The organism is Mucilaginibacter sp. JRF (genome assembly GCF_015223065.1).
Classification (GTDB): domain Bacteria; phylum Bacteroidota; class Bacteroidia; order Sphingobacteriales; family Sphingobacteriaceae; genus Mucilaginibacter.
On the sequence record NZ_JADFBY010000011.1, the window covers coordinates 55,868 to 81,480 of the forward strand.

The following is a 25,613-nucleotide window of genomic DNA, read 5'->3' on the forward strand; positions in this document are numbered from 1 at the left end:
TTTTATTTATGATTGATAGATCAATAAGCCGCTTTAATAATTGAATTGTATTTGGCGTACAAGGCTTTCGCCGTTTCAACCGGATCGCCTTTCGCAACATCGGTATAAGCGTTATCGTGCTTGTTCACCCACTGCCATTCCCAGTTTTTTACGGCCTTATCAAAAGCCGCTTCATCAAAGGCCTTACCGGTGGCCATGGCCTTGCTTAATCCTGTAAAATATAACTGCCAGCGTGGTTTATAATAGCCCTTTATCAACCCCGACCATTGCCTGTTTGAGTATTCGCGCAGGCCACTTTCCTTATCGCCCCAAAGCGTTACCAGATCGCGCGCGTTAAATTCATACAGATCCTTTTCTTTAGCAGTGATGCCGTTGGCTCTTGCCTCGTTTATCCACTTGCCTAATAAAAAATCCTTGCGAGTAGCCAGCAGCGCGTCCATATCATCCATCAGTTGTAAAAAGGCGGTACTGTGGCGTTTAAACTCCTCTTTATTGTTGCTTTTATAGGCCGATACCCATTGCTGCTGTAGCGGCGTGGCATAGTTAGCCAATACCTGGCGGGTAACATCAACCACATCATACTGATAGCCATCACTTTGCTTAAGGCTGTCGGAGGCATTAATTAACAACTCCCAGGCTTGCACCAGCTTTGTGGGGTCGTAATTGAGTTTAGTTAATACCCTGTCGATAGTTTTTTGCTGAGTTGGTCGTGCTATAATAATTGATTCGGGGCCACCTTCGGTAAGGCCGCCGCTGTAAACTGAATTTAATAACAGGTTCCATGCCTTATCAGCATTAGTATTGATGGCGCCATAACGGCGTTGGGCATAATTTTTTATCCAGGCATCGGCATCAATGGGGGTATCGCGCCAAACATTTTCCAGCATCAGGGCGAATAAGGCAGGGTTTTGCTCTATCCCCTCGGGCGTAATGCCAATGCCGACCATATTCTTTGATTCAGGATCGTGCAGGGCAATAGCCGGATCGGCCGCCACATGGCGCATTCTACCAAACATACTGATGTTGCCGCCAAAATTTTGCAGCATATTCCATATCCAGGGCTTGCCATAGTAAGCATCGGTACGGTTCCATACCGGGTGCGATTCGCTGTACAGATCAAGCACGATCATGTGCTCATCGGGCACGGCATTCAGCAACGCCTTTATTTGTTGCTGCTGCCAAAACTTGCTGTTATAGTGAAACATCCAACCCTGCATAACCCATACGGCCTTTGGGTCGGCGGCGGTCATGGAGTGGAGCACCTTTTTACTCATTCCGTCCAAATAGGTCGAATCGTTAGTTGGTGGAATATTCTCATTAAAGGTATCGGCCGAGTAAAAGTGATCGGTACCAAATTCTTTGGTTTGCGCTTCTATATATTTTTTGCCGATCTGCTCAAACATGGCATCATCCGGGTCGAGTATATAAACATCAGGGAAACCGGCATCCCAATTGGTTTTTTTAACCCTGGCATTCGGGAATTTTTGTTTAAATGATGGCGGCACATGCCCGGTGAATGATGATAATACAGGCGTCATCCCGAAAGAGCGTTCACGCTCCAGTATCTGCTTTTGCAGTTGTTTGTGGCTATCCATCCAATGCTGCGGCAGCGGGCCACCCCAGGAATCAATATTACCCATCCAAAACCATGAAAAATAAGCAGGGCCGCTAAAAAAGGCATCTAATTCTTTATCTGTAAAGCCCATTTCTTTATACACCTGTTGCCAGATAGCCTCCTCGCCTGTTATGGCCAGCGGCATGTTGATGCCGTTCAGCGCCATCCAGTCGATCTCCTTTTGCCAGCGCTCCCAATCCCACCAGGCCATGGTGTAATTGAACGTGCAATAGTTTAAGTAGTAGCGGTACTTATAGGGTGTGGCCTTATGTATTTTGCTATTAACAACAGGCAATGTTACAGGCAGGTTCAAATTAGTACCATTCCAGCCGATATCGCTATTGCAATAATTTTTAAGATAATAATTCAATGCCGAAGCTACTGATAGGCCATTGCTACCGCGCAGCACTATTTTGTCATCGCGGTTATCCAGCTCAAAAACATCTTTACCATCATCCTGCGGTACATCCTCAATTAAAAAAGCATTGGCTTTTCCGGGTATAACCCGTTCAATAAATGCTTGTAGTGCCGGTTTATTTACCTGCGCATATGTTTGAAAACTAACTGTAAAAATTAATAGCGAGAGTAAGCCTTTCTTCATCAGTATAATTTAGAGTATGATATTTAAAAATACCGGCAGCCTGACATAAACAGGCCACCGGTATTTATTTGAGCGTTACTAAATTTAGAAATTAGGATTTTGAATTAAAACACCTTTACTCTTATCGATCTCCTCCTGCGGAATTGGATAATAGTAGTGCTTTGGTCTTATAAAAGTAACGGTTTTATTCCTGTCGATAGGCGCTTTTGATACCGCGCGGTTATAAATAGCGGCAATATCAACAATATTATCTTTGTCCCAACGCATCAGATCCTGATGGCGCTCACCCTCCCCGGCCAGTTCAACACGGCGTTCGTGTATCAGCTCGGTCATGCCTGCGCCAACTACCGGCGGCAGCGATGTTGAGGCCCGCCTGCGTACCTGATTTATTAATGCATCGCCAGCGCCTAAACCTTGTGTGCGTATCAAAGCCTCAGCAACTAAAAGATAAATATCTGCCGAGCGCATAAGCGGCACAGCATAAGTGTGATCAGGACCGCCACCATCAGCTTCGGTATTAAACACGGCATATTTTTTAAAGCTGAACCCGGTAGATGAAAGATCGGCAGTAAAAGTGGTTAAACCGTTACCATCACCCAGATCCATCTGATCGCCAACACTTAATAGCGTGGCTGCCTTGCGTGGGTCGTTAGCCTCAAACTCATCGGCAAGGCCCTGCAATGGCTGACTAAAACCATAACCTCCCCATGGTCGCGGAATGTAGTAAATGGTATAATCGTTCTGTATCACATTTTGCACCGCTTGCACGGCAAACAAAATCTCCTTGCTGCTTTCGTTAGCACGGGTAAAGTTATCGGCATAATTTGCGGCAAGCGCGTAATTGCTGTTGTTAACCACCTGCTGACCGGCAGCGATAGCTTCGGGGAATTTTTCCCAATACATATATAGCTTGGTCAACAAACCCAATGCAGTACCCTTGCTTACGCGACCACGATCGGCAGCGCCATAGCTTTCGGGTAACAGATCAACAGCTTTCAGCAGATCATCCTCTATTTGCTGCCTTACCTCCTCAATGGTCGACTTGGCCTTATTAAAATTCTGATTAGTGTAATCCTCGTCAGTAATAATAGGTACATCGCCATAAATAACCATTAAACGCCAGTAACCAAAGGCACGCATAAAATATGCCTCGCCCATACTGCGGTTTTTAACAGCTTCGCTAATGGCCGTAATTTTAGGTATGTTGATAATGCAGTTGGTTGAGCGGTTAACGGTTTCGTACTTCCATCTCCAGCTGTAACGCACCTGTGCGTTCGAGGCATCGTAAGTTAAATTTTCAATAGCCTCGTCCTCACTATGGTCGCCCGAGCGCCAGTAATCATCAGATGCTATATCAAAAGTAGTTTCGGCATGCGATATATAATCTTCACCCTCCAGCAAGCTGTAAATACCGGTTATGGCATTTACCGCGTCGGCCTCGTTACGGAAATAATTAGATGTATTGTATACCCCTTTCTGATCCAGATCAAGGGCTTTTTTACAGGCAGGGGCAAAAGTTATACCCATCGCCATCATCATATATAGTATATTCTTTGTTTTCATGGAGATCATAATTTAACTGTTGCACCAAATGTTATTGTACGTACTGCCGGGTATTGCGCTACGTCAACACCGCGTTGTAAGTTGCCGTTGGTATATCCCAGCTCGGGCGTATAACCTTTGTAACCGGTTATCATGAACACGTTTTGCCCCGAAGCGTACAAACGCACACTGTTCAATGCCGCTTTTTGAGTCCACGATTTTGGCAGGGTGTAGCCTATGGTTACGTTTTTAAGGCTGAAATAGCTGCCGCTCTCCACAAACAAGTCGGATGTGCGATAGTTATCGTTAGCCCTGTCAAGCGACATGCGCGGGATAGTGTTACTTGTTCCGGGCCCCGTCCAGCGGCCCAATGTTTCGCTGTAAAGGTTGAACGGATATGTTGGGTCGATGCCCTGCATCCTGTCGGCATTGTACAGGCTTACACCAAATACACCGGTAAAATTGGCCGCGAGATCAAACCCTTTGTATGATACGCTGCCTTGTAAGCCTGCCGTTACGTTAGGATTTGGATTACCCAGGTTAGCACGGTCATTACCGTCTATATGTCCGTCGCCGTTAAGATCGAGGAAGCGCACATCGCCCGGTTTTATATTTGCCTTGCGCGAATCATTAGCCAAAGCAGGGTCGCTGTCAATTTCGGCCTGGGTTTGATATAGTCCGTTGGTTTTCCAACCGTAAAATGATGCTATAGGCTGCCCCTCGTAAGTACGTGATATCTCCTGGCTTGAACGGCCATAAACTGTTGACCCCACGTAAGTACCCGGCCCGTTTAGCGTGGTTACCTTATTTTTGATGAATGATGCATTGGCACCTATGGTATATTTAACCTCGCTGCCGCCCTGATAATTAACATCAACCTCAAAACCCTTGTTGCTCATTTCGCCAATGTTTTGGAAAGGTATGGTTACCAGGCCATAGGCACCTACTAATGATGGAGCTATCAGCATATCCTTAGTGGCTTTGTTAAAATAAGTAACTGTGGTATTCAGTTGATTATTCAGGAAACCGGCCTCTAAGCTCACATTGGTCATGGCGGTACGTTCCCAATGTATATCGGGGTTGGCAATGGTTGTAATGGCCGAGCCGCTTACACCTGTACCGCCAAAGGCGTAACCACCATTACCATAGGTATTGTTGATGGTAATAGTACTCAGGTATTGGAACGGCGTAACGCTTTGGTTACCCAACTCGCCCCAGCCACCGGTAAGTTTCAGGTTGCTGATCCAGTTAATATCCTTAATAAACTGCTCGTTTGATAAGCGCCAGCCTAATGAGAATGCCGGGAAGTAACCCCAACGGTTATTCTCGGCAAAGCGCGATGAACCATCAGCACGGAAAGTTACCGTAGCCAGGAAGCGGCCATCGTAATCATAAAACGCCCTTGCAAAGCCCGATGCCAATGCCGATGGCGCATCGTAAGTACCGGTAGCGCTAAATAGCGATGCTCCGTTATTCAGCACACGCTGATCCGGGTCGGTATCATCAAAACCTACACGACCGGCGCCAAAGTTGCTACCCTTAAAGTTTTGGTATGATACACCGCCGGTAAATGTTAAATGGCTTTTGCCTATCTCTTTATCATAAGTTAAAAAGCCTTCGATCAATTGAGAGCTTATCTCATTTTCGCCTTGTGTAAGCGTTGAAGCATTGGTTGGCCTTGCCTGGTTAATATCATACAACTGAAAATTATAGGTACGGCCTATAGCTCCATCAAAGGCATAGTTAACGCGGAATTTTAACTCCTTAAGTATGCTAATCTCGGCAAAGGCATTGGCCAACGCACGGTACTTACGGTTATACCTGTCTGTTTGCTGTATGGTTGAATATGGATTGTTAATATCACCCAATTGGTTGGCAAACGCCTTTGATGTTCCGAATGTACCATCGGGGTTAACGGTTGGTATAGCAGGGTTAAACCTCAATGCCGAAAATATTAAACCGGTTTGCGAGTTGTTATTATCAAACCCATTATTGTTGGCAAAGGTTAGCTGCACATTTTCGCCCAGCTTTAACCATGGTTTTACCTTATGCTCGGAGTTGATACGAACGCTGTAACGCTTAAAGTCCGACTTATCAATAATACCCTTCTCATTATAAATTGATGTAGACAGATAATAGGTTGATACATCGTTACCGCCTTGTATGTTAACATCGCCATTGGTTACATGGCCGGTGCCCATAATGGCGCGCTGCCAGTCGGTACGCTGGGTTGAGTAATATCCATCGGTCCATGGGGCTTCAATATCAACACCATCATTGGTATAGCGCTCACGTTTCAGGGTATACAGATCGGGCGCGGTTAGCAGGCTGATGTATTTGGTTGAGTTGGAAAAGCCGCTGTAAAAATTCACCGTGGTTGATAGCTTTTGGCTGTAGGTACCTTTTTTAGTGGTAACCAATACCACACCGTTAGCAGCCCTTGTACCATAAATAGCGCTTGATGATGCATCCTTCAATATATCAACCGAGGCAATATCATTAGGGTTGATATCATTCAACGCGTCGGGGTTACTGGTGGGCACACCATCAATAACTACCAGCGGGTTGGCATCATTAAGCGTACCGGTACCCCTTATCCTAATGCTTGGCGCAGCACCCGGCGAGCCATCGTTACGTACAATGTTTACACCGCTTGCCCTGCCTTCAAGCGCCTGGGCGGCGGTGGTTACGGGCAGGTTTTGTATATCGGCACCCTTTACATTGGCTACCGAACCTGTAAGGTCAACCTTTTTACTGGTACCGTAACCTACCACCACTACCTCGCCCAGTGCTGATGGCAATGCGGATAAGGTTACGTTAATAGGCTGATCGCCGGTAATGGTTACCAGCTTTTTTTCGAACCCGATATAGCTGAACTCCAGCACGCCATTTACCTGCGCGTTAATGCTGAACGCGCCGTTAACATCTGTAGTAGTAGCTACATTGCTGCCTTGCAGCCGCACCGTTACACCTATGAGCGGCTGACCGATGGAATCAATAACTCGGCCTTTTACCAGTATCTGGCTGTTCGCATTTTCGGTCGTTGAAATGATGACCACATGCCCGTCAGACATTTTGTAGGATAGGTTATCATCTATCAGTTGGTTAAGTACCTGCTCAACAGTGGCATCCTTTACGTTCAGATCAACACGACCCAGTTTTTTAAGGGCGGCATAGTTGTAAAAGAAACGGTAATCGCTTTGTTTTTGAATTTTGGTAAGTATGCTGCTTACCTCGGTTTGCTTAATGTTGAGTGTAAATTTTTGCTGCGAGTATACGTGTGCCGAAACCTGCATACATGTCACAAAAATCAAGAGGAAAGCTGCTTTCATTAGCAAAATAACTTTTAGGCATACAGAGGCACCCCGAATGGCAAATGCCCTTCTTGTTTTTTTCATTACTTTTGTTTTGAAAATTAACGGATAGAGTAAGCGCCGTCGAAAATCGTCTTACTCTTAATTAATAAGTCCCATATTTTTACAGGGAGGGGGTGCAACCCTTCCCTTGTTTATTATATATGCTGTACTTTTTCAGGAATCGGTTTGGTATATCTTTTTCTTCATACTTTGGTTTTTGAGTTATTAATAGTTTAGTTTTTATTGCTTACGGGCCAGGTAAACCGTGCCCTGTTCAATTTTAGCCTTTATTGGTACAATATCCTTTAATATACGCAGCGCGGTTTCAAGGTTCTCGTTCTCGAGCACACCGCTTATCTGCTCGTTACGCAGAGTAGCATCCTCAAATACAATACGTACATTATACTTACGCTCCATAGCCAGGGCTACATCGGCAAAGGCGGTGTTGGCGAATATTATCTTATTCTCTGTCCAGGCATTTTCGGGATAAACATTATCAACCGGCGCTGCCAGGGCAGCAACCTCGTATTTTATTTGAGGTTCTATCTTTTTATCATCCTTTGTAACATTGGCTACAGGCTTATTAATGGTCAGCTTTTCGTTAGGTGTTAGTATGATCTTCTTTTCCGGGTCGGCAGCTAACTCAACCTGTACCTTACCTTCAAGCAGGGTAGTTTCAATTTTATCATCATTACGGTAGGCCTTCAGGTTGAACACTGTACCCAGCACCTTAACCGTTATGCCCCCTGTATGTACAAAAAAGGGTTTCGCGGCATCCTTAGCTACTTCAAAAAAGCCTTCGCCATCAAGCTGAACCTCACGGGTTGCGCCCTCAAAATTGGCAGGATACGTAAAATGACTCCCCGCGTTAAGTTTAACTTTGGTACCATCAGCCAAAACAACCTGTTTTGTTTTACCATAAGGCACATCAATTTGTTGTGTTACGGCTAATTGGTTTTGCCGGCCTTTTAGATAATTGATATATAACATGTATGCCGCTACCGCAATGGCCAGCATAGCCGCCGCCGAGCCTATCCATTTTAAATATTTAACAGTGCTTACTGGCTTAACTTCGGTCTCATTGTGCTCATCATTATTGTTGATCCGTGTCCAAATAGCATCTATTTCTTTATCAATATCCAGCGGTTGCTCATCCGCTTTTTGCGAGAGAGCGTCGGTAACTTGCTGCGTTTTTTTATAGTGCGGGTATTGTGCTAAAAATAATTCGAGTTCCTTCAACTCCTCCTCAGTGGCTGAACCATCCATGCGTTTGGCCATCAGTTCAGCAAACCTTGATTTTCCCATATCTTACTAATCTGATACAAGGACAGATACAAATACTGATTTTCCTAAAGGTTTTGAAACTTTTTTTGGGAAAAGCCAATTATTTAAAATTACTGATAACAGTTTCTATTTTTTTAACAGCGATGGCAAGCTGCGCGAAAACCGTTTTGTTTGACAGATCGAGTATCGTGGCTACCTCGTTACTGGTAAGCCCATCCTCTTTCACCATTTTAAATATGAGTTTGCAGCGTGGGGGCAGGTTGTTTACAGCAGCTATAATTTCCTGCTGTAATTGTTTGCTGATGAGCAACTGCGCCGGATCGGCATCGAGTTGAAAATAAAGTCTGTTACCGGCATTAAGTTCGCGCGCCTTACGGGATGTAGTGCTTTTTACGTGATTTAAACAGGCATTTTTAACTGATACATACAGGTAAACCTCAATGTTGCGCACCATGGCCAAACTATCGCGGTTATGCCATAGCTTAACAAACACATCGTTCACTATCTCTTTACCCGCTTCGGTATCATCTATATAAGTATACGCGAAGCGCGAAAGCTTTACGGCCTGCATACGGTACAAGGCGTTAAAAGCTGACTCATCATGATCAAAACGAACTAAATCAAAAAGTTCCTGTGTGTTCAAAGCAGTAGCAATTAACAATTTCTTTTTGTAAAAAACGGCCTTGTTAATTATTAAATGCTACTAAAATGTTACAACAAAAATGGCGTATGACTAATCCGGATAGTACTCGTAAGGGAGTTTGGTACCTATCTTTTCCCACCAGCCCCAAAAGCCACTCATGTACAGGTTGGTATTATCCATAGCGCCGTTCTCCTTAATATTTACGGGTATGCTATTGGTAAGCCACATCTCGGTATACGGGTTAAGCCTGGGCGGCATAACCAGCTGACTGGTGCTGATATCATTAGTGCGTACGGCAATGTTTTCGGTAGACAGCGCCGTATTGTTTCTGAACTTGTAATACTCTTCGGGCTCTTTGTTCTTTTTATAAACCACCTGTAATTGGTTTTTGAAGCTTAAAGCCCTGACCTTATCCTTTTTTTCAGATATATCATCTACTTTCAGCAATTCGCTCATCTTTATCTCGGTATCCTTTTCGGCTAATACCTTTTTATAATACCTCAACGAATCCTTACCAAAACGATTGGCGATGATTTTATTGAGCGCCGCCATGTGGTCTGATACCTTTTTCAGCGAATCGGCATGTAGGGCATATTGCTGATCGTATATTTTTTTGACACGCTGCTTCTCCTTATTATCAACTTGCATGAAACGACGTATTTCAAATCCTTCTTCCTTCAACCTGCCATCATACAGCGCGCGTGTAAAGTGCATAAGCGACAGCGCGTAAACCTTTCGCCTGTTCTCCTCCCACCGGGCTTGCCTTTCGCCCTTGCCCTTCATTTCATTAAACAAGTAGTAAGCCTGGTAATCAACATCGTTGCTCGAGGTATATAATTTAAAATCAACCAGCGCTATAGTTACCAGGTAACCCAGATCCTCATTTTGAACCATAATGGGCACCGAAGCATAAGCGTGTAATATTTGAGTACTCTTATCAAACTCAAAACCGATCTCCTGCGGATTAGCTATGGTACAATGCGCCGCATACTCAGAGCTACCTATAAAAGCAGCGGTAAAGGCCTCGCCCCAGCGTTTCCAGTTATCGTTCGATCGGGAAGTGATGATCACATCTTTAAGTTGATTGCTCACCGGTTTCATCACAAAGCTCAGGTTAGCGCCCATACCCGGCGCTACGGTTTGCATCTGGGTTTCGTAACCTATAAAAGATACCACCACCTTTAAATTACCACTGCCCGGCACACGTAGCACAAAATTCCCCTTATCATCCGTCACCGTGCCTATCTTCGATTCGGATATAAAAACGGTAGCTCCCGCAAGCGGTGCCCCATCAGTATCAGCCACCCGGCCATACAGATTTTGCTGAGCGGCAACCCGCAAACAACTCATCAAAAGCAGGAAAGCTACAAGTATGGTTTTCATCGGTTGACAAGGTTTTTGCATCATATTAAAAAGCTTGTGTTTGGTATAAATAGCCAGTTTTACCTTCGGCAGATAGTCCCTCAATTACTATGGCTACTTTTTTTACGTTGGCCGGGGCTTTAAACTCAATTGTGGCTTGTCCATCATCATTGCTTCGCAAATCGGCTTTCCAATACACTGTGCCTGCCATGCGTATATTTTGTTTACCCTGCGCGTTAGCCGGTGGGTTATAAAACTCGCGCGCCTTGTGGTAGCCATTGTACCTGAGCAGCATTAAACCCGGCACCGGCTTGTTGTTTCTGAGCGGTTCAATACCGGCATTGTAATCAACCGTTCCGTTTTTTGTGGTGATGATGAGCGCCCCCCCGCTTGCCTGCATACCATAAGCTACCAGTTTTGCGCCGCCGCGTAGTACCTCAATGGTTTGTATGGTTGCTACAGGAATATTATTTAACCTCGAAAACGACGATGCTACAGGTACACCATCCAAAACTATCAACATTGGTTTACCCATACCGCCTGCCGCGAATGGCACACTTTTATATGAATTGCTATTATTATCAATTACCGATTTAAAGGATACTCCCGTGAGTTTGCCTTGCAGGCACATTTCCAGATCGTGGCAATTGATCAGATCTTGAAAGGTTAAAACCTGATCGGCATTGCCTGCACCATTCAAGTTATTTGATGATGCCAGCGCCTTTTCGGTAACGGTAGGCTGTTTTGCTTTGATAACCACTTCCTTTAACTGCTTCGACCTGTTGTTAAACAGTTGCTGATTGGCTGTGATATATTTTTTCAACTGATCATCTGAGGCTGTCAGGCGATGGATAGTTTCGGGCCATGCCAGGATCTTATTATCTAAGGTGATTTTCCCATCGCTATTACCTTTATCATCAGCACCTATTAAGTTAAATAATTGCTGTTCAAATAATAGAGGGAGATCAAAAGTAAAGCGCCCCTTATCGTCGGTTACTGCATTCAAAGTAAAAGCCGAATCAGACCGGGAAACAAGCATTACCTTTCCATTAGATATGGGCACATCTTTTTTCGACAAAAGCGTGCCGCTTACGCTTTGGCTTTTCTCAGCAGGATACAGCAACTGAGGGTCTTTTCCCGCTAACATATCCTTCCAGTTAAAGCGGCGCCATCCCTGGGTAAGCATCAGGTTATCGAGCAATAAGGCCGTTTCGGGAGATCTATCCTTAAAATATCGATCAGGATTTTCAATGGCGCCTTTCAAGTCCGACGTTAATAACAAATCGGCCATGATCGAGGGCATGTTCAGACTATCGCTATTCAAAGTTTGATCTAACACAGCTACCGAAAATTTGGCATTTACCGGGTTTAACAACGCATCGCTTACTTTGAGTGTAAGTTTGCGGTTAGTAGCGGTTGTAGTTTGCGGGGCGGAGAGTTGTAACCTAAGCTGATCGTTCCGGTTAATAAATACCAAGCGCTCGGCCAGTGGTTCCGCGGCCATATCAAACAGCGTAAGCTGAGCTATGCCCGTCGGGAAATCCCGACGCTTTAGCGCAACCGTCGCCTTATTGTTCACCAGGTTTACCTGTGTTGTATTGATCACCTTATGATTGGCTTGCGTTACCAATAAAACACTTTGCCCGGCAGCCTTGCCATGATAGTTTACAGTAGCCCTTATCTCATTTCTATCCTCATTATTTGCCGTTAAAACATAGCCCGATTCGGCAATTTGTGGTAGCGGTATTTTTTTCTCGATCCCATTACTGAATTTAACAACCGCGCTGTATTGATGCCCTGCCTCCGGCTTAAAACTAAAACGCCCCATACCCGCGTAAGCGGAGCGAAAAGAGGCTATGCTTTTGCCGCTTTCATCAGTAACCGAGCCCGATACCGCTATGCCCTTCCCCTGCTTATCTATCGCTTTAAAACCGACAACAGACACCAGCTGATCAACCAGTTTGCCACCTTCCGCAAAAAAGTATAGCTGATCTTCCTTATTCCCTGTTTGCTTTTGAGCAACCGTTATATTATCGCTCGCATTCCCCACCTTTAGTACGGCATGATAAAAGAACTCCTCGCCAAAGTTTTTCATCCAGTTGGTGTAGGCTCGCAATGTATAATTTCCGTTTTTTAAACTGTCGGGTATTTCTATTGTGCCTGATGCAGTGCCGGCTTCTATTTGGTAGTTTAATGTGGTACTGTATCCATTATCCGCATCCAGCAGGTCTATATAAAGTATCTTGCTGGTGTCTGACAAGCGGTGGTTTTCAGCCATCACCACATAAGCCTTAAAGTTCAGCGTATCGCCTGCGGCGGCATAGTTTCTATCTAAATGCAGGTGTACCTTTTGCTGCGGAAATTTATTTGCATAGCGGGTTAACAATGCGGTTATCTTATCGCCGGGATCATCGATCACCATGAAAGCACACGACAACGCAAGCATCAATACCGCGACCGGTAAAAGTATTTTGGCAGATGGCATAATTGGTTTAGATCAGGAAGTATATACTTTGGTTTATAATTACGGTGGTTAGCCGTGTGTATCAAGTTGGTTAATCTCGACACTCAAAGTTAACTATATGTCAATCATTATCATAAAGTTAAAATATAAATTATATTATGCTACCGGGTTTAACGATCAGATCATGCCCTTGCAGTATTCATCCCAATAGTAGGTAAACAGGCGGTCGGCATTTTTGGTGAAGCCCACGCCTATGCCGGGTGTAGGTGTAAACTCGCCGAACACCGCACCCCTACTGGTAGCGTAAAAATCAATACGCACATATATTTGATAGGCCTTGCTTAACACGTTGGCCTGACTGATAATTTGCGCGATACATTTTGGCGGGGTAGCATCTAAGGCGTTAACATACTTTTTGCCGATATTCTCCTTCGGCGACCAATATTTATCATAAACGTTTACTGTACCCTCGCGCGGGCCGATGCGGTGTATAGCCTCAATGCGCGCTATTTCGCCATTGAAAGCATGTAACTTATAGTCAACAGGTATGCGGTATTCACCTTGCTCACACGTCAAAAATTCTTCGATCAATATCTCGGTCAATGGGTTTTCGGCCAGTGTTTGCTCCATCTCAACCAACAGCTCGCGGCGTGTATAATACCGCTTATCCATGTAGTTATAGCCATTGTTTATCAGGAAAACATTATTACACGAATGACCAACGGTTGGTTTAATAACAAACTGCGCGGGGATGGCATTAAAATCAATATCGTTAACATTACGGCCCTGCCAATATATCGTAGGGGTTTGGCAGCCATACATAGCAGCAAAGCGCGATGCGTTGGCCTTGTTGCTCAATATGCGTTGCCAATGAGGTTGGCTGCGCAAATCATCAAGGCTGGCGAAGTTTTGAATAGGCGTATTCCGCAATTCCTCCGCTCCCGCAGATTGCCAAAAAGCTTTGTGACGACGTTTAATGCGATTAGTAAAAAGCGAGGGGGTGAATGACAGCCCCGAGAGCACAGGCAACTTACTGCTTATGTTCAGCATAATAATTTAGGTTTACAGTTTAAGAATTGGTTGAATAAAAGTAATGCGTTCAACTATATATTGATTGCACATAAACAGCACAAACATTGCGTAACCGGCATTGCACATAACAATAAAAACGCTATAAATAATGTACTTATAGCGCTTTAGATATTGCTTGTATTATATTTTCACTAAGTGCAGGCACCCACTTGGCACCCACCCTTAATTTTAAAGAACCGGAGTATTGCCGTTCAATACCTTCCAAATAGCGGCACCCGGCGTTGGGAAACTCACACCTTTGGTATTACCACGGGTAGCGTTATCCTGCCCGAAAAAGTATAGCGGGTGCCCTTTGTATACCAACTGCGTTTTACCGAATACGTTAATGGTTGAGAATTGCGACTTATCCAACGTTGAAGGGATGCTGCCAACATTAGCCACAACATCCACCGGCCAAACGGCATCATTACTAAAGTCGGCCCGGGTGAAGGTATTGGTATCATGCGTATCCCGGCTGAACAAGTAAAGCGTGTGGCCATTGGCATCAACCAAATACTTTGATGACCCGGTGCCCGCAATACCCTGATCATTGTATTGAACATCATCATGCCCCACCAGTTGCGCGTTCGATATCATTACCGAATAATCGGCTTTGGCTATAAACCATATCCCCCCAATCCCGTCACCATTGGTATCACCGCCTTTAGCATCATCCTTATAATAGTAAAGTGGCCATCCTTTGTAGGTAGTTTGTTTAGAACCATCAGCCCTGGTGATTACGCCAAAATCAGTTGCCGCCAAACCGGTGCCTACCGATGGGTTCTCTACATAAAACACCGGCCAAACTACAGCACAGCCCTCAACGCAGGTTGAGGCCGTGGCGGCATCATTGCTAAAAAAGTAAAGTGAACGCCCCTTATTATCCGTCAGTATATTGCCGAATGTTGTGTTTTGACTCAGTTGCACTCCGGTAACCTTAGTTGTATCATCCGGATTAGGATCGGATGATGATTTGCTACAGGAAACTGCCAGTACGCTTACCACAGTAAACGCAGCTATAATAATGAGATAGCTTAATTTTAGTGTTTTCATTTTTTCGATGTATTTAATCTTTTGATTTAATACAATTACCTGCCAATCGGAGGATATGGTTGCCTGGCGGGTGAAAAATAAAATGAAAGCGGTGTGGATCAATGTTGGAAATAATAACATTTCCATAAGAACCCCATTCTATTTTAAAGAAAAAAAACGCTATTAGTTTTTAGCAGGAACATAGAAAATTTTCACGTTTTCACAATCGGATAATTTCGATACTGAGTGGGCGTGCAGCCCATTTTCTCTTTAAACACCCTGCTAAAATAATGCACCGAATCAAAATTCAACAAGGCGCATATTTCCTTCATCAATAGCTTATCCTGTTTAATTAACCCGGCCGCTTTGTTTATTTTTTGTTGCAAAAAATACTGACCCGGTGGCACTCCCCAATGAAGTTTAAATAATCGCCTGAATGTGGAATAACTTAAATTAAGATCGATAGCAGCCTGCTCCGGCGAATATGGTTTATACAGATTCGCGCTAAACAATTCTCTGGCTTTATCCATCATTTTATATTCGGTGCTATGCATCACCTGGCTTTGCTTAACACCGGCATGATATTCCTGTATCAGGTTTATAACGGCCCCGGTAACCGCGGGTGTGTAGCTTTTCTGCTCTTTGCGGGTACCATCCATTATGGCTTTGAACATATCACGTATACGTTGTTTATAACCAACCTGAAAGCAAGCAACCTCCGGCCTGATAAAACCGGAGGTATACAAACTGTCTATCATTTTACCCTGCACGCCTACCCAATATTCATCCCAACCTTTGTCGTGATCGGGCTTGTAGCGGTGCCGTTCGTTAGGGAACAGAAATATGATTGTGCCCGGCTTAACCCTGGTTAAACTAACCGATTCCGATTCAAACAAGCCATAACCCTTTGCTATATAAATAATTTGATACTCTTGCAAAACCCGCCAATCCTCCCAATTAAAACAATGCGGCAAAGGATGACGCTTTAGGGGATACTCGTCGGCCACCTTAATACGTGTGCAGCCGGTATTTACAATACTTAAGCCCAGGTCATCATTCTTGCGGTCAGTCCGGAGGTATTTAATGTAATTTATCATGGTGTATCAATTTAGTTGGCAGCAACCCTATTCACCGCTTATTTGTACAATGTTAACAGGCCCAAGTAACCCAGATGGTAATAGTTTTGATTTTGCATCGTAAACCGTATTGCTGGCAAAGGAGTGGCGCTTGGTAGGCCGTGGTTTGCCGTTGATCAACCAATCAGGCCATTGGCCGTTTTGGGGGCCATCATAAGGCAGTTTCGCATCGCCTATCATGCGGTTAGGCCACAGGTTAGCTATTTCAATTTCAAGCACATTATTTTTTTGCTTTAATGCTGATGAAATATTTACTCTCCACGGCGCTGTCCAAACTACACCCAAATCTTTACCGTTTAGCTTTACCCGCGCTATGTTCTTTACTTCGCCAAGGTTTAAATAGTAATTACCCTTATCGGCATACATAGCCTTATCAATATCGAATACTTTGGTATAAACAGCTATACCCGAATAATACTTGATGCCTTGGTTCTCCATGGTCGACCAATCTTTGAGCTCCTTAAAATCAATTTTTGCCGGTCCACCCCATTTGGTATCAAAAGCAACTTGCCAGTTAGTGCTCAGATCCTTAATGGCATCTGTACGAGTTAATAACTTGCCGGGGTTTTGTGTCCCTTTATTATCGCTTGAGAACACCACAAAACAACTCTCATGCGCATCTAACGAAAGATTAATTGTTGTTGAGCCTGCATCCTGCGTAAAATATTTTACGGGTTTAATGGTACCATCAATGGCATTCCAAACTTCAGGCGCTCCCTTTGCCGACCGAAAGCGGGCATCAAACGTAATAGGTTTATCGGAGCTATTGGCGCAAAAATAAATATCCCAGTCGGCAGCCGTGCGGTGTGTATACCTTACCGGGGCATCGGTTGAAAAATCTTCGGCAAAACCCATTTTAGCAAGCACTGCTGAGGTAGCATCGTAATGCGGATATAAGCCTCCATCCAATTCGAGCAATTGCCCGCCGGTTATAATTTTACCTATGCCATAGGTACGGTTCAGCACACTGGTGGTAGCTGGTGCACTGCCCCAAATGCGGTTAGCTATTTCTTTTACCTGCTGATCGCATTGCGGATAACCAACCAGGCTGGGCGATATTTCCGGCTTTTGCCCTATCACAATGGCTCCGGCTTTTATTAGTTCTTCAATTTTAATGAGCAACTGGGGCGTAATGGTTTTAATAGCCGGAAGCACTAATATTTTGTACGATGCTCCGCCCGGAAACTGTATTTCGTTACCACGCACAAAGGCTTTTAACAATTGTGTACCTGTGCAACCATCAAAATTAAATCCTTTCCTGTCGCCAATAGTATCGCGGGTCAAGGCTGAAGGTGGTGGCAAAAAAACATTCGGAGCGCCCTCGGGGGTTAGGTAAAGTATATCAGCTACTGTTCGGCCTTGTTGCAGCAGGTATTGGCAACGGCTAAGGTAACTATGATAAGCCGGCACCATTGACCACCATGTTTGTCCGCTATCCCAATGCACACCGAAAGGCCCCATGGTTGCGCCGGGCTTTAGCGAGTCGGGCAAAAACTGATTGGTGAACGTGTGGAAATAGAACTTATTGATACCCGCTGCAAAAGCCCAGTCGCCCTGATCTTTCATTGATGCCGGGTGTTGTTTCCAGCCCTCGGTAGGTAAAGCGGTAAATGATTCGGCCTGAACCACACTGTTGCCATTTACATGAGCAATAGAAGAAGCCTCCGCAGCGCTGAATGCCGTATTATAGCCATATCCCTTACTCCAAAACTCAGCCATAGGTATGTCGGCAAAACTCCCCAGATCAATATCCGAGGTTTGATTAAGATCATAAGGTTCGATGGATAATTTTAACCCTTTATTGTGCGCGTAACGCTTAACATAGCTCGCATGGTTGTCAAATATCATATCCTGAAGTGTAAGGCGAACATCCCATAAAAAGCGCTCACTCACGGCCGTGTTGCCAATAACGTGCCCGTTAAAAGCAGGCAGGTATTTAACCGGATCGTACCCGCGGCGCTTTTTAAACTCCGCTATAAAAGCCGGCGTCCAGTTTTGCGAGCTTGATTCCCAGCTATCAATATGCAAGGCTTTCAAACCGCCCTCGGCATTTGTATCAAACTGGTAGTCTTTCAATATCTTGCCTACATAAATATCCAGATGCTTTTTTATGGCCGCGGTATCCATTTTGTTCGATTCAAAACCAACACCGGGCAATGGCGCCGGACGCGAAACAGCGCCATTATTACGGCTCACAAAACGCAACACCTTCCATTTGCCCCTGGTCGGCTTCCAGTTTAACCTGCCCGAGCTATCCATTTTTTGGGTAAGCACAATAATATCTTTGGTGTTGATGCCGTCCGTCCCGCCGGTTAATTCCTCCATCGGGATATTTGGCCTAACAGTATCTGTAGATGAAAAAGGCCCGCGGTAATAAAGCGCCTTTTCTTTATATCCTTTCAATGGCTTTGCATCATTTAACGGGATAGCCACAACTGCCACATCTTTGTAATACAGCTCCCTTTGTTGCTGCATTTGGGCGGTTAGGCCATCATTACCAAAATAAGGTTTAGGCTCGGCTGGTACGGGCAATACCACCGCATTACGCTCACCGGCAGATACTATGGTTTCGCTGGCTACCAATGTTTGCATTGATTCTTCGGGTTTTATCCAGGGGCCACCGGCTCCCTGCCACCCCGGGCCTATACCTAATGATATACTGATACCCTGCCGTTTAGCTTCGCTAAACATGTACGAAAGTATCGACAGCCATCTATCGCTCAAAAACTCTATTTTACCTTGAGGTATACCTACGTTTACTTCTAAAAACAAAACGCTCCCAATACCGGCAGCCTTCATTGATACCAGATCGCGCTTAACGCTTTCCTGAGTAATATTGCCATCCATAAAATACCAGTACACGCCGGGCTTATAGGCGTTACCGGGGCTGGCGAAGTTGGCTTTCAGGTTTTTTATCTGTGCTTGCGCTGCTACGTAGCATAAAAGGCAGCATGCAGTGGTAAATAATTTGATCTTAAATTTCATCATAAATGGCAGTGTTGCATGCCGCCATCGCCTAATAAAAGTGATGACGGCATACTTAATAAATTGGTAGCTCTTAATTTACTTATTAATCGGGTTGCAGAAATACTTTTTTTACCGCCTCCAGATAACCATAACCATATTTCTTTTCAGGTTCGAGCATACTGCCTTCAGCCCACTCATTCCAGGCGTTTATTGTAATCAGCTTAGGTTGTTTAGGATGTGCCTTGAGGTAATCTTTAGCCTGCTCCAAATAATTTTTAAAATCAGTAGGATTGATATCCTTAACAAAGGACTGGGTAGTGGTTGGGAAACGAGGGTTATTATCCCAGCCTATTGATACGTGCGGAAAGTAAGGAATACTGAAAGTTTTATCCCAAACGGCCCATTGCGATATAGCCTTTTTGCCCCAATCAACATAATTACCGGCAGGCGATGTAAAATGCACCCATTGGTAATTGGTCATGCTTTTAAAGCCGAAGTATTCAATGGTTGAGTTTTGTGTTTGTGATTTATCGCCGGGTACGGCATCAAGTGTTGATGGAATATTGCCCCACAAAATAGCCTGAAGATGCAAGCCCGGAAAGCCTGCTTTAATTGTTTCTTCCTTAAAATGATCAAGTGCTTCCTTAGCTTGCTTTGCCCCGCCGAGGCCATTAATAAAGGTGGAGAGCTCGTAAATGCTGAATACCGGCTCGCCGTTTATCTTGTAATAGTTCTTCTTTTTAAAATAGTCGTTAATGATGTGTTTTATCATGCCATCAAACGTAGCGCGGTCAACGCCACCTTTCCAGTACACCTTGGTTTTGTCGGGATTGGCCGGGTCAAGGTATGAGTTATGATCATGATTGGCCCACATCAGGTAAAAGCTCATATCGGTATTATTAGGAGCCTTCAAAAAACCATCATTCAACGCACCCTCTAAAAAGGGCTTATTATCATACCAATACCAATCGAAAATAAAAACGTTGACACCATACTTTGTGGCCGCTGCAATCTTTTTCTGAGCTGCTTTTGGAGTGGCTTCATTCTCGTATCCCCAAAGTGGTACCAGGGGTTGTTCGTGGCCCTCAAATTTAGGTTTGGCCTTGTAGATCGCCTCCCACTCTCCTTTTCCGTCCGGGAAAACGCCAATATCCTTAAACCTTGGTTCGGGGTGATAACCCGGCCAGTAAAAGGCAGCTACATCGTACTTTTGTTTTGATGAGCCTTTTTGCGCCAATACATCCGTACCGGTAAAAGCGATAAAGGCAACGGCCGTAATAAATAATTGACCAATGATGAATAGTTTTTTCATAGTTTATAAATAGCAATAGTGTTGTATAATGATCAAACCGGCAAGGCTGTTAGCTGTCTGCCGGTTTGATGGGTTGCATAAATTAATAGCCGGGATTTTCAACCAATTTAGGGTTATTAGATGTACGGGCATTGGTAAGCGGCAAATAATAGTTCTCGGTTCTGAACTGCGGAATGCGCGATGAACCATCAACATTATTAATGAATTGCACCATGTATTTACCGGTGGCTCCATCCAGTATATAACGGATACCCGACCAGCGTACAGACAGATCATTAACAGCGGTGCGCCATCTTCGTACATCCCAATAGCGCTGGCCTTCAAACGCCAGCTCGACCTTGCGTTCATGGTGTATCTGTTCGCGTGTAACGGCGGCCAGGGTTGCGATACCGGCACGACTCCTCACCTGGTTAACAGCGCTGGTGGCTTCGGCAATATTACCTAACTCATAGGCGGCTTCGGCATTGTTAAGTAAAATTTCGGCGTATCTGAATATCAGCCAGTCCTGCGCTGAAGTTGCCCATCCGCTGTTTGCACCGGCCATATTATCGTGGCTCTCATCCAGATATTTTAAAACACCAATACCTGTACCCTGGTAATCCTGCTCACCTGTGGCTGGTATGCCGTTGTACGCGCCGTCCGTTCTGATAGAGCCATCGGGCAGGCGTATACCCGCATGAAAATCAAGCCTGGTACCTTTCCAGCTGGTATTTTGAGTGTAGAACGTAGCAAAAAAGCGCGGGTCCCTATCGCCCCATAACTCCTCGGTAGTTAGTATTTTGCCTTGCAGGGCATCACGATCCAACTTACCCGATGAACCATCAACCATCTCGAATGATTCGGCAAACTCAAGGTATGATTGTTCGTACAATCCACGAGCCCAGGCTTGCGGCCTTGGGCAATTAAAAAAGTCGACACCCCAACCGTTTCCGCCCGCGTCCTGGTTAACGTTATCGTGACGTTTGGCAAAGATCACCTCACTGTTGTTCTTCACTAAAAATATGTTGCGAAAATTGGTTGACTTGTTTACATCAGCATTGTAAAGCGCGTATTTACCGCTGGTGATTATAGCCTGCGATGCATCATACGATTTTTGGTAATATGATTGCGCTAATGACGCGGGTATACCCACTATCCCATTTAACCCTACGGTACCAAACTGGGCTATGCTGGCTGCGTACAGCGCTGCCCTGCTTTTTAGTGCCAGCGCGGCATATTTTGACGGGCGACCAAGATTCTCGGCACTTATAACCTCCGGCAGATCGTTAGCGCAGGCATCTATCTCGGCAATAATAAAATCGTAAATACTTTGCTCGGTTGCACGTACGGGGTAAAGTGTTTCTTCGGGCTCATCGGCACTCTGCACTTTGGTTATCAGCGGGATGCCACCATAACGTTTAACCATCGAAAAATAACAGAATGCTCTTAAAAACCGCGCCTCGGCCATTTTTGATGTAATATCGGTAGCAGGCAGTGGTGATGATGGCAGCTTTTCAAGAAACTGGTTGATGTTGCGGATAGTGTTGTAACCCCACCAATCAAGCAGCCCTCCATTAATGTTTAGGTTGCCATATTTAAACATGAATGCTGTACTTGGATTCCAATCTCTGAACTGTGGGAAACTCTCGTCAGATACATCATTGATATCGAACGCGTGCCAGCTTCCGTCGCCCTCAAAAGGGCCGTTAGCGCTGCAATCATTACCCAAAACAGGCATGCCATAGTATATTTGAGTAAGATAGGCGTTAACAAGAGCCGGATCGTTAAATACATCCGCATCTGAGATTATATTAAGCGGACGCTTATCAAGCACCTGTTTATTACACGAAAAACATGCGCCCAAACTGATCAAAACGATTAATGATACTATTTTTTTCATGATCTTTTTAATGTTAGAGGGTAAGATTCAAACCAAATGAGATAGTGCGTTGCTGCGGATAGTAATACCCGGCCTGGCCCGAAGGCGCTTCTGGGTCAACGTAATATTTTTTGAGCGGGTTGATGGTGAACAGGTTTGTACCTGCCAGATACAGGCGCAGGTTACGCACCTTTGCCTTGGTTAACAACGCTACCGGTAACGAATAGCCTATAGCCAGGGTTTTCAACCTCAAATAACTGGCCTTCTTAAAATTATAGTCGGACTGTAGGCCATTGGTCGCCGCCCCTGCAATTCTGGGTGCTGCGGCATTGGCAGAGTTGTTTTGCTCTGTCCACATATTCTCGTAATAGGCTTTTGAATAATTGAGGCTACCCCTTAGTAAATTGGTGTTGCTGTAATAGTTAAAAGCGCCTTGTAATAGTGATTGCAGGTCGAAATTCTTATACTTCAGGTTGATGGTGGCACCTGTCATCCAGTTGGGTACCGTGCTGGTGCCTATCTGCTGCTGATCGCGAAAATCGAGCTTACCATCGCCGTTAATATCAACATATTTTACATCACCCGGGCGCAGTGCGGCGTTTCCTCCCGGATAGGTAAATGGCAAATTGTCTATTTCCTGCTGGTTAGTGAACAACCCGTCAGACACGTAACCAAAGGTAACATCGGTCCATCGGCCTGATACCTGGCTCAGGCGTATCTGATCAGCATCGGTATACACCGGCTCCTCATAATGTACCCATTTAGCACGCGACCATGATAGGTTTGCCGATACCTCGTACCTTAACTCGCCTATGTTGCCGCTGGTACCTAAGTTTAATTCAAAGCCACGGTTGTTTTGGCTGTTCAGATTTTCGGCCGGTAAGCCCGCGCCAAATGTGCTTGGTAATGATAACAGCCTGGTTGCCGGTATGCCCGATAGGGTACGGTAAAACGCCTCAACTGTACCAAATAGCTTCCTGTTCCAAAAAGAGAAATCGGTAGCTACGTTGTATATACTGATCTTTTGCCAGGTAAGGTTGGGGTTGGGTAATCCGGTTGATACTATACCTACCTGTGTGCCATTACCAATTAGCCACTGCCCGTTAAACTGGTAACCGGTAAGGTATTGAAAATCGCCAACATTATCTAAACCCGAGCTACCGTAACTCATGCGCAGCTTTAACTCATCAATAGATTTGATTTTTTTGAGGAACTCCTCCTGCCCTAAACGCCACGACAAGGCAGCACCCGGAAAATACCCCCAGCGACTGTTACTGGGGAATCGGGCAGAAGCATCGGCACGGAGGCTGGTTTCAATAATGTACTTATCTTTATATGAGTAGTTTAACCTGCCTACATAACTTGCACGCCCCATCTCGGTAGAGTAACTGTTTGCCTGGCTTGATTGTACCGCACCGGCAAACAGCTCATCAACAGCTGGGGTCAAAAAATTATCGCGCCCGGCCAAAATGTAATTGGTGTTATAATCTATCAACTCGTACAGCGCCAGCGCGGTAATATGATGATCGCCACCAAGCACCTTATCATAATTAAGTGATAACTGGCTGGTTATATTTCGCCGTTGGGTAGTTTGGTAAATAAGTTTGGCCTGCGTGCCTAACGAGCCGGCAAGGGTGTACTTATCCGTTGAATAATCGTAAGTGTAAAAGCTATAGGGTTTTGTAAAGTTTTTTTGTGTGATGTAGGTTTTATCGTAGTTAATAAATGCCTTGGCACTGAGGCCCTCAACCGCGCGTATCTTATAATCGGCTATAAAGGTGCCTTTGTAATTTTGCGTATTGTTTTTGCTGTAGCCAAATATCTCCTGATCGCTTGATAGCAATACACTACCTACCCCAAGCGCGTTGGCGTACGAATTTTTAGATGCATCGGGCAAGGTTGACGGATAGATAGGCAATGAACTCCAAAGATCGCCCCATACGCCACCACCGGCAAACTGACGGCGTTCGGTTTCTGACTTGGCCTCATCAACGCCTGATATTAGTAATTGTATCGACAGATCATCATTTATTTTAGCATCGAGGTTTGATTGCAGGTTATATCTTTTATAACCACCGCCATTATTTTTCCAAACCACACCCTGATCCATATAACCTATAAATCCAAAATACTTGATCTTATCGCTACCGCCACGTACTGATAGGTTTTGCTGGGTTTGAGGTGCCCATGTACGCATGGCTATCTTTTTCCAATCGGTATTAGGATAGGCGGGATCATTACCCGCGTAAAACTTATCTATTTGCTCCTGGGTGTATTGCGCCGGCTTACCCTGATTGGCGTAAAAAAGGTTGGTAAGCTCGGCATATTGACCTGAGTTAACCGGGTCGGTCATGATGGTGTTACCTTGTAAGGTATATGATGAGTTGATGGTTATATCAGGCTTCCCCTCTTTACCGCGCTTGGTGGTTACCAGCACTACACCATTACCCGCGCGTGCACCATAAATTGAGGCTGCACCATCCTTTAAAATACTGATGGTTTCTATCTGGTTAGGGTCGATATTGTTAAAATCAGATTCCACACCATCAACTATCCATATGGCCCCACCAAAACCACGTATGCTAATGCTGGCCTGATCGGCACCCGGCTGGCCGCTTGTTTGTTGCGATACCAAACCCGGCAAACGCCCCGCCAGCGAATTGATTGTACTGGCTACCGGTGCCGCGGTAATATCCTCTGACTTTACCGAGGCTACCGAACCCGTTAACGTTGCCTTTTTTTGCGTACCGTAACCCACTACCACCACCTCGTTCAACTTATTGTCTGACGGTTGCAGGCTTACATTTATTTGTGTTTTACCCTCAACCACAACTTCTTTACTGGTGTAGCCTAAAAAGCTAAAAACCAAAGTAGCTGTAGGCTCAACCCGGGCGAGCGAATAGGCACCATCTTTATTGGTAACGGTACCAATAGTGGTACCCTTTACCGTTACGCTTACGCCGGGTAAGGGCAGATTTTTTTCGTCAGTTACCACACCTGTAACAGTTATGGCTTTGCTTACCGGCTCATTAGCTGCCGGTTTTTTGCGGGCTACAATAAGTATATTTTTATTGTTGGCCACATAGCTAAAAGGCTGATCGGCAAAGCAATCATTAAGTACTTTGCCCAAAGCAGCATCGCGCACGTTGATGGTAACGGGTTTAGCCTGGCTGAGTAGTTGATCCTCATAAAGAAAATGATAACCGCTTTGCCGGGTTATCTCATCCAATAATCTATCGAACGACAGGTTTTTAACATGGAGCGTTATTTTTTGCGCAAGACTTGTTGCCGATGCCTGCATAAAAAACAGTAGACAAATAACAAATGTTAATTTCATTGTCAACAGTAAGTTAGGGCCCCTGCCGCGCAC

At 44.9% G+C, this 25,613-nt stretch carries 14 protein-coding genes; all 14 read right to left on the reverse strand.

What is annotated here, in order from left to right; translation table 11 throughout:
- Window positions 1-20: 20 nt before the first annotated feature.
- Entirely contained in the window at window positions 21-2,216 is a 2,196-nt protein-coding gene (locus IM792_RS19450) for an alpha-N-acetylglucosaminidase (RefSeq protein WP_194103581.1), read from the reverse strand.
- Window positions 2,217-2,300: 84 nt separating this feature from the next.
- Complete coding sequence (locus tag IM792_RS19455) at window positions 2,301-3,779, reverse strand: RagB/SusD family nutrient uptake outer membrane protein (RefSeq protein WP_194103582.1); 1,479 nt, start codon at window positions 3,777-3,779, stop codon at window positions 2,301-2,303.
- A gap of 5 nt (window positions 3,780-3,784) precedes the next feature.
- Entirely contained in the window at window positions 3,785-7,090 is a 3,306-nt protein-coding gene (locus tag IM792_RS19460; protein WP_194103583.1) for a TonB-dependent receptor, read from the reverse strand.
- Window positions 7,091-7,354: 264 nt separating this feature from the next.
- Window positions 7,355-8,419: a FecR domain-containing protein gene (locus IM792_RS19465; protein WP_194103584.1), complete on the reverse strand. Its 1,065-nt coding sequence runs from the start codon at window positions 8,417-8,419 to the stop codon at window positions 7,355-7,357.
- A gap of 79 nt (window positions 8,420-8,498) precedes the next feature.
- Window positions 8,499-9,041: an RNA polymerase sigma-70 factor gene (locus IM792_RS19470; RefSeq protein WP_194103585.1), complete on the reverse strand. Its 543-nt coding sequence runs from the start codon at window positions 9,039-9,041 to the stop codon at window positions 8,499-8,501.
- A gap of 90 nt (window positions 9,042-9,131) precedes the next feature.
- Window positions 9,132-10,424: a carboxypeptidase-like regulatory domain-containing protein gene (locus IM792_RS19475; RefSeq protein ID WP_194103586.1), complete on the reverse strand. Its 1,293-nt coding sequence runs from the start codon at window positions 10,422-10,424 to the stop codon at window positions 9,132-9,134.
- A 25-nt stretch (window positions 10,425-10,449) separates the two neighbouring features.
- A complete protein-coding gene (locus IM792_RS19480) occupies window positions 10,450-12,825 on the reverse strand; it encodes a carboxypeptidase-like regulatory domain-containing protein (RefSeq protein ID WP_194103587.1) in 2,376 nt (791 codons plus the stop codon).
- Window positions 12,826-13,044: 219 nt separating this feature from the next.
- Window positions 13,045-13,917, reverse strand: a complete 873-nt coding sequence (locus IM792_RS19485) for an ATP-grasp fold amidoligase family protein (protein ID WP_194103588.1) — start codon at window positions 13,915-13,917, stop codon at window positions 13,045-13,047.
- Window positions 13,918-14,127: 210 nt separating this feature from the next.
- Window positions 14,128-14,991, reverse strand: a complete 864-nt coding sequence (locus IM792_RS19490; RefSeq protein WP_194103589.1) for a hypothetical protein — start codon at window positions 14,989-14,991, stop codon at window positions 14,128-14,130.
- A 191-nt stretch (window positions 14,992-15,182) separates the two neighbouring features.
- The gene (locus IM792_RS19495; RefSeq protein WP_194103590.1) at window positions 15,183-16,067 is read right to left on the reverse strand and encodes an AraC family transcriptional regulator; all 885 of its coding nucleotides are present in this window, start codon (window positions 16,065-16,067) and stop codon (window positions 15,183-15,185) included.
- 27 nt (window positions 16,068-16,094) lie between these two features.
- A complete protein-coding gene (locus tag IM792_RS19500; RefSeq protein ID WP_194103591.1) occupies window positions 16,095-19,094 on the reverse strand; it encodes a glycosyl hydrolase in 3,000 nt (999 codons plus the stop codon).
- An 82-nt stretch (window positions 19,095-19,176) separates the two neighbouring features.
- The gene (locus tag IM792_RS19505; RefSeq protein WP_194103592.1) at window positions 19,177-20,385 is read right to left on the reverse strand and encodes a glycoside hydrolase family 99-like domain-containing protein; all 1,209 of its coding nucleotides are present in this window, start codon (window positions 20,383-20,385) and stop codon (window positions 19,177-19,179) included.
- Window positions 20,386-20,467: 82 nt separating this feature from the next.
- The gene (locus tag IM792_RS19510) at window positions 20,468-22,264 is read right to left on the reverse strand and encodes a RagB/SusD family nutrient uptake outer membrane protein (protein WP_194103593.1); all 1,797 of its coding nucleotides are present in this window, start codon (window positions 22,262-22,264) and stop codon (window positions 20,468-20,470) included.
- Between the two features lie 13 nt (window positions 22,265-22,277).
- A complete protein-coding gene (locus tag IM792_RS19515) occupies window positions 22,278-25,580 on the reverse strand; it encodes a TonB-dependent receptor (protein ID WP_194103594.1) in 3,303 nt (1,100 codons plus the stop codon).
- Between the last annotated feature and the right edge of the window lie 33 nt (window positions 25,581-25,613).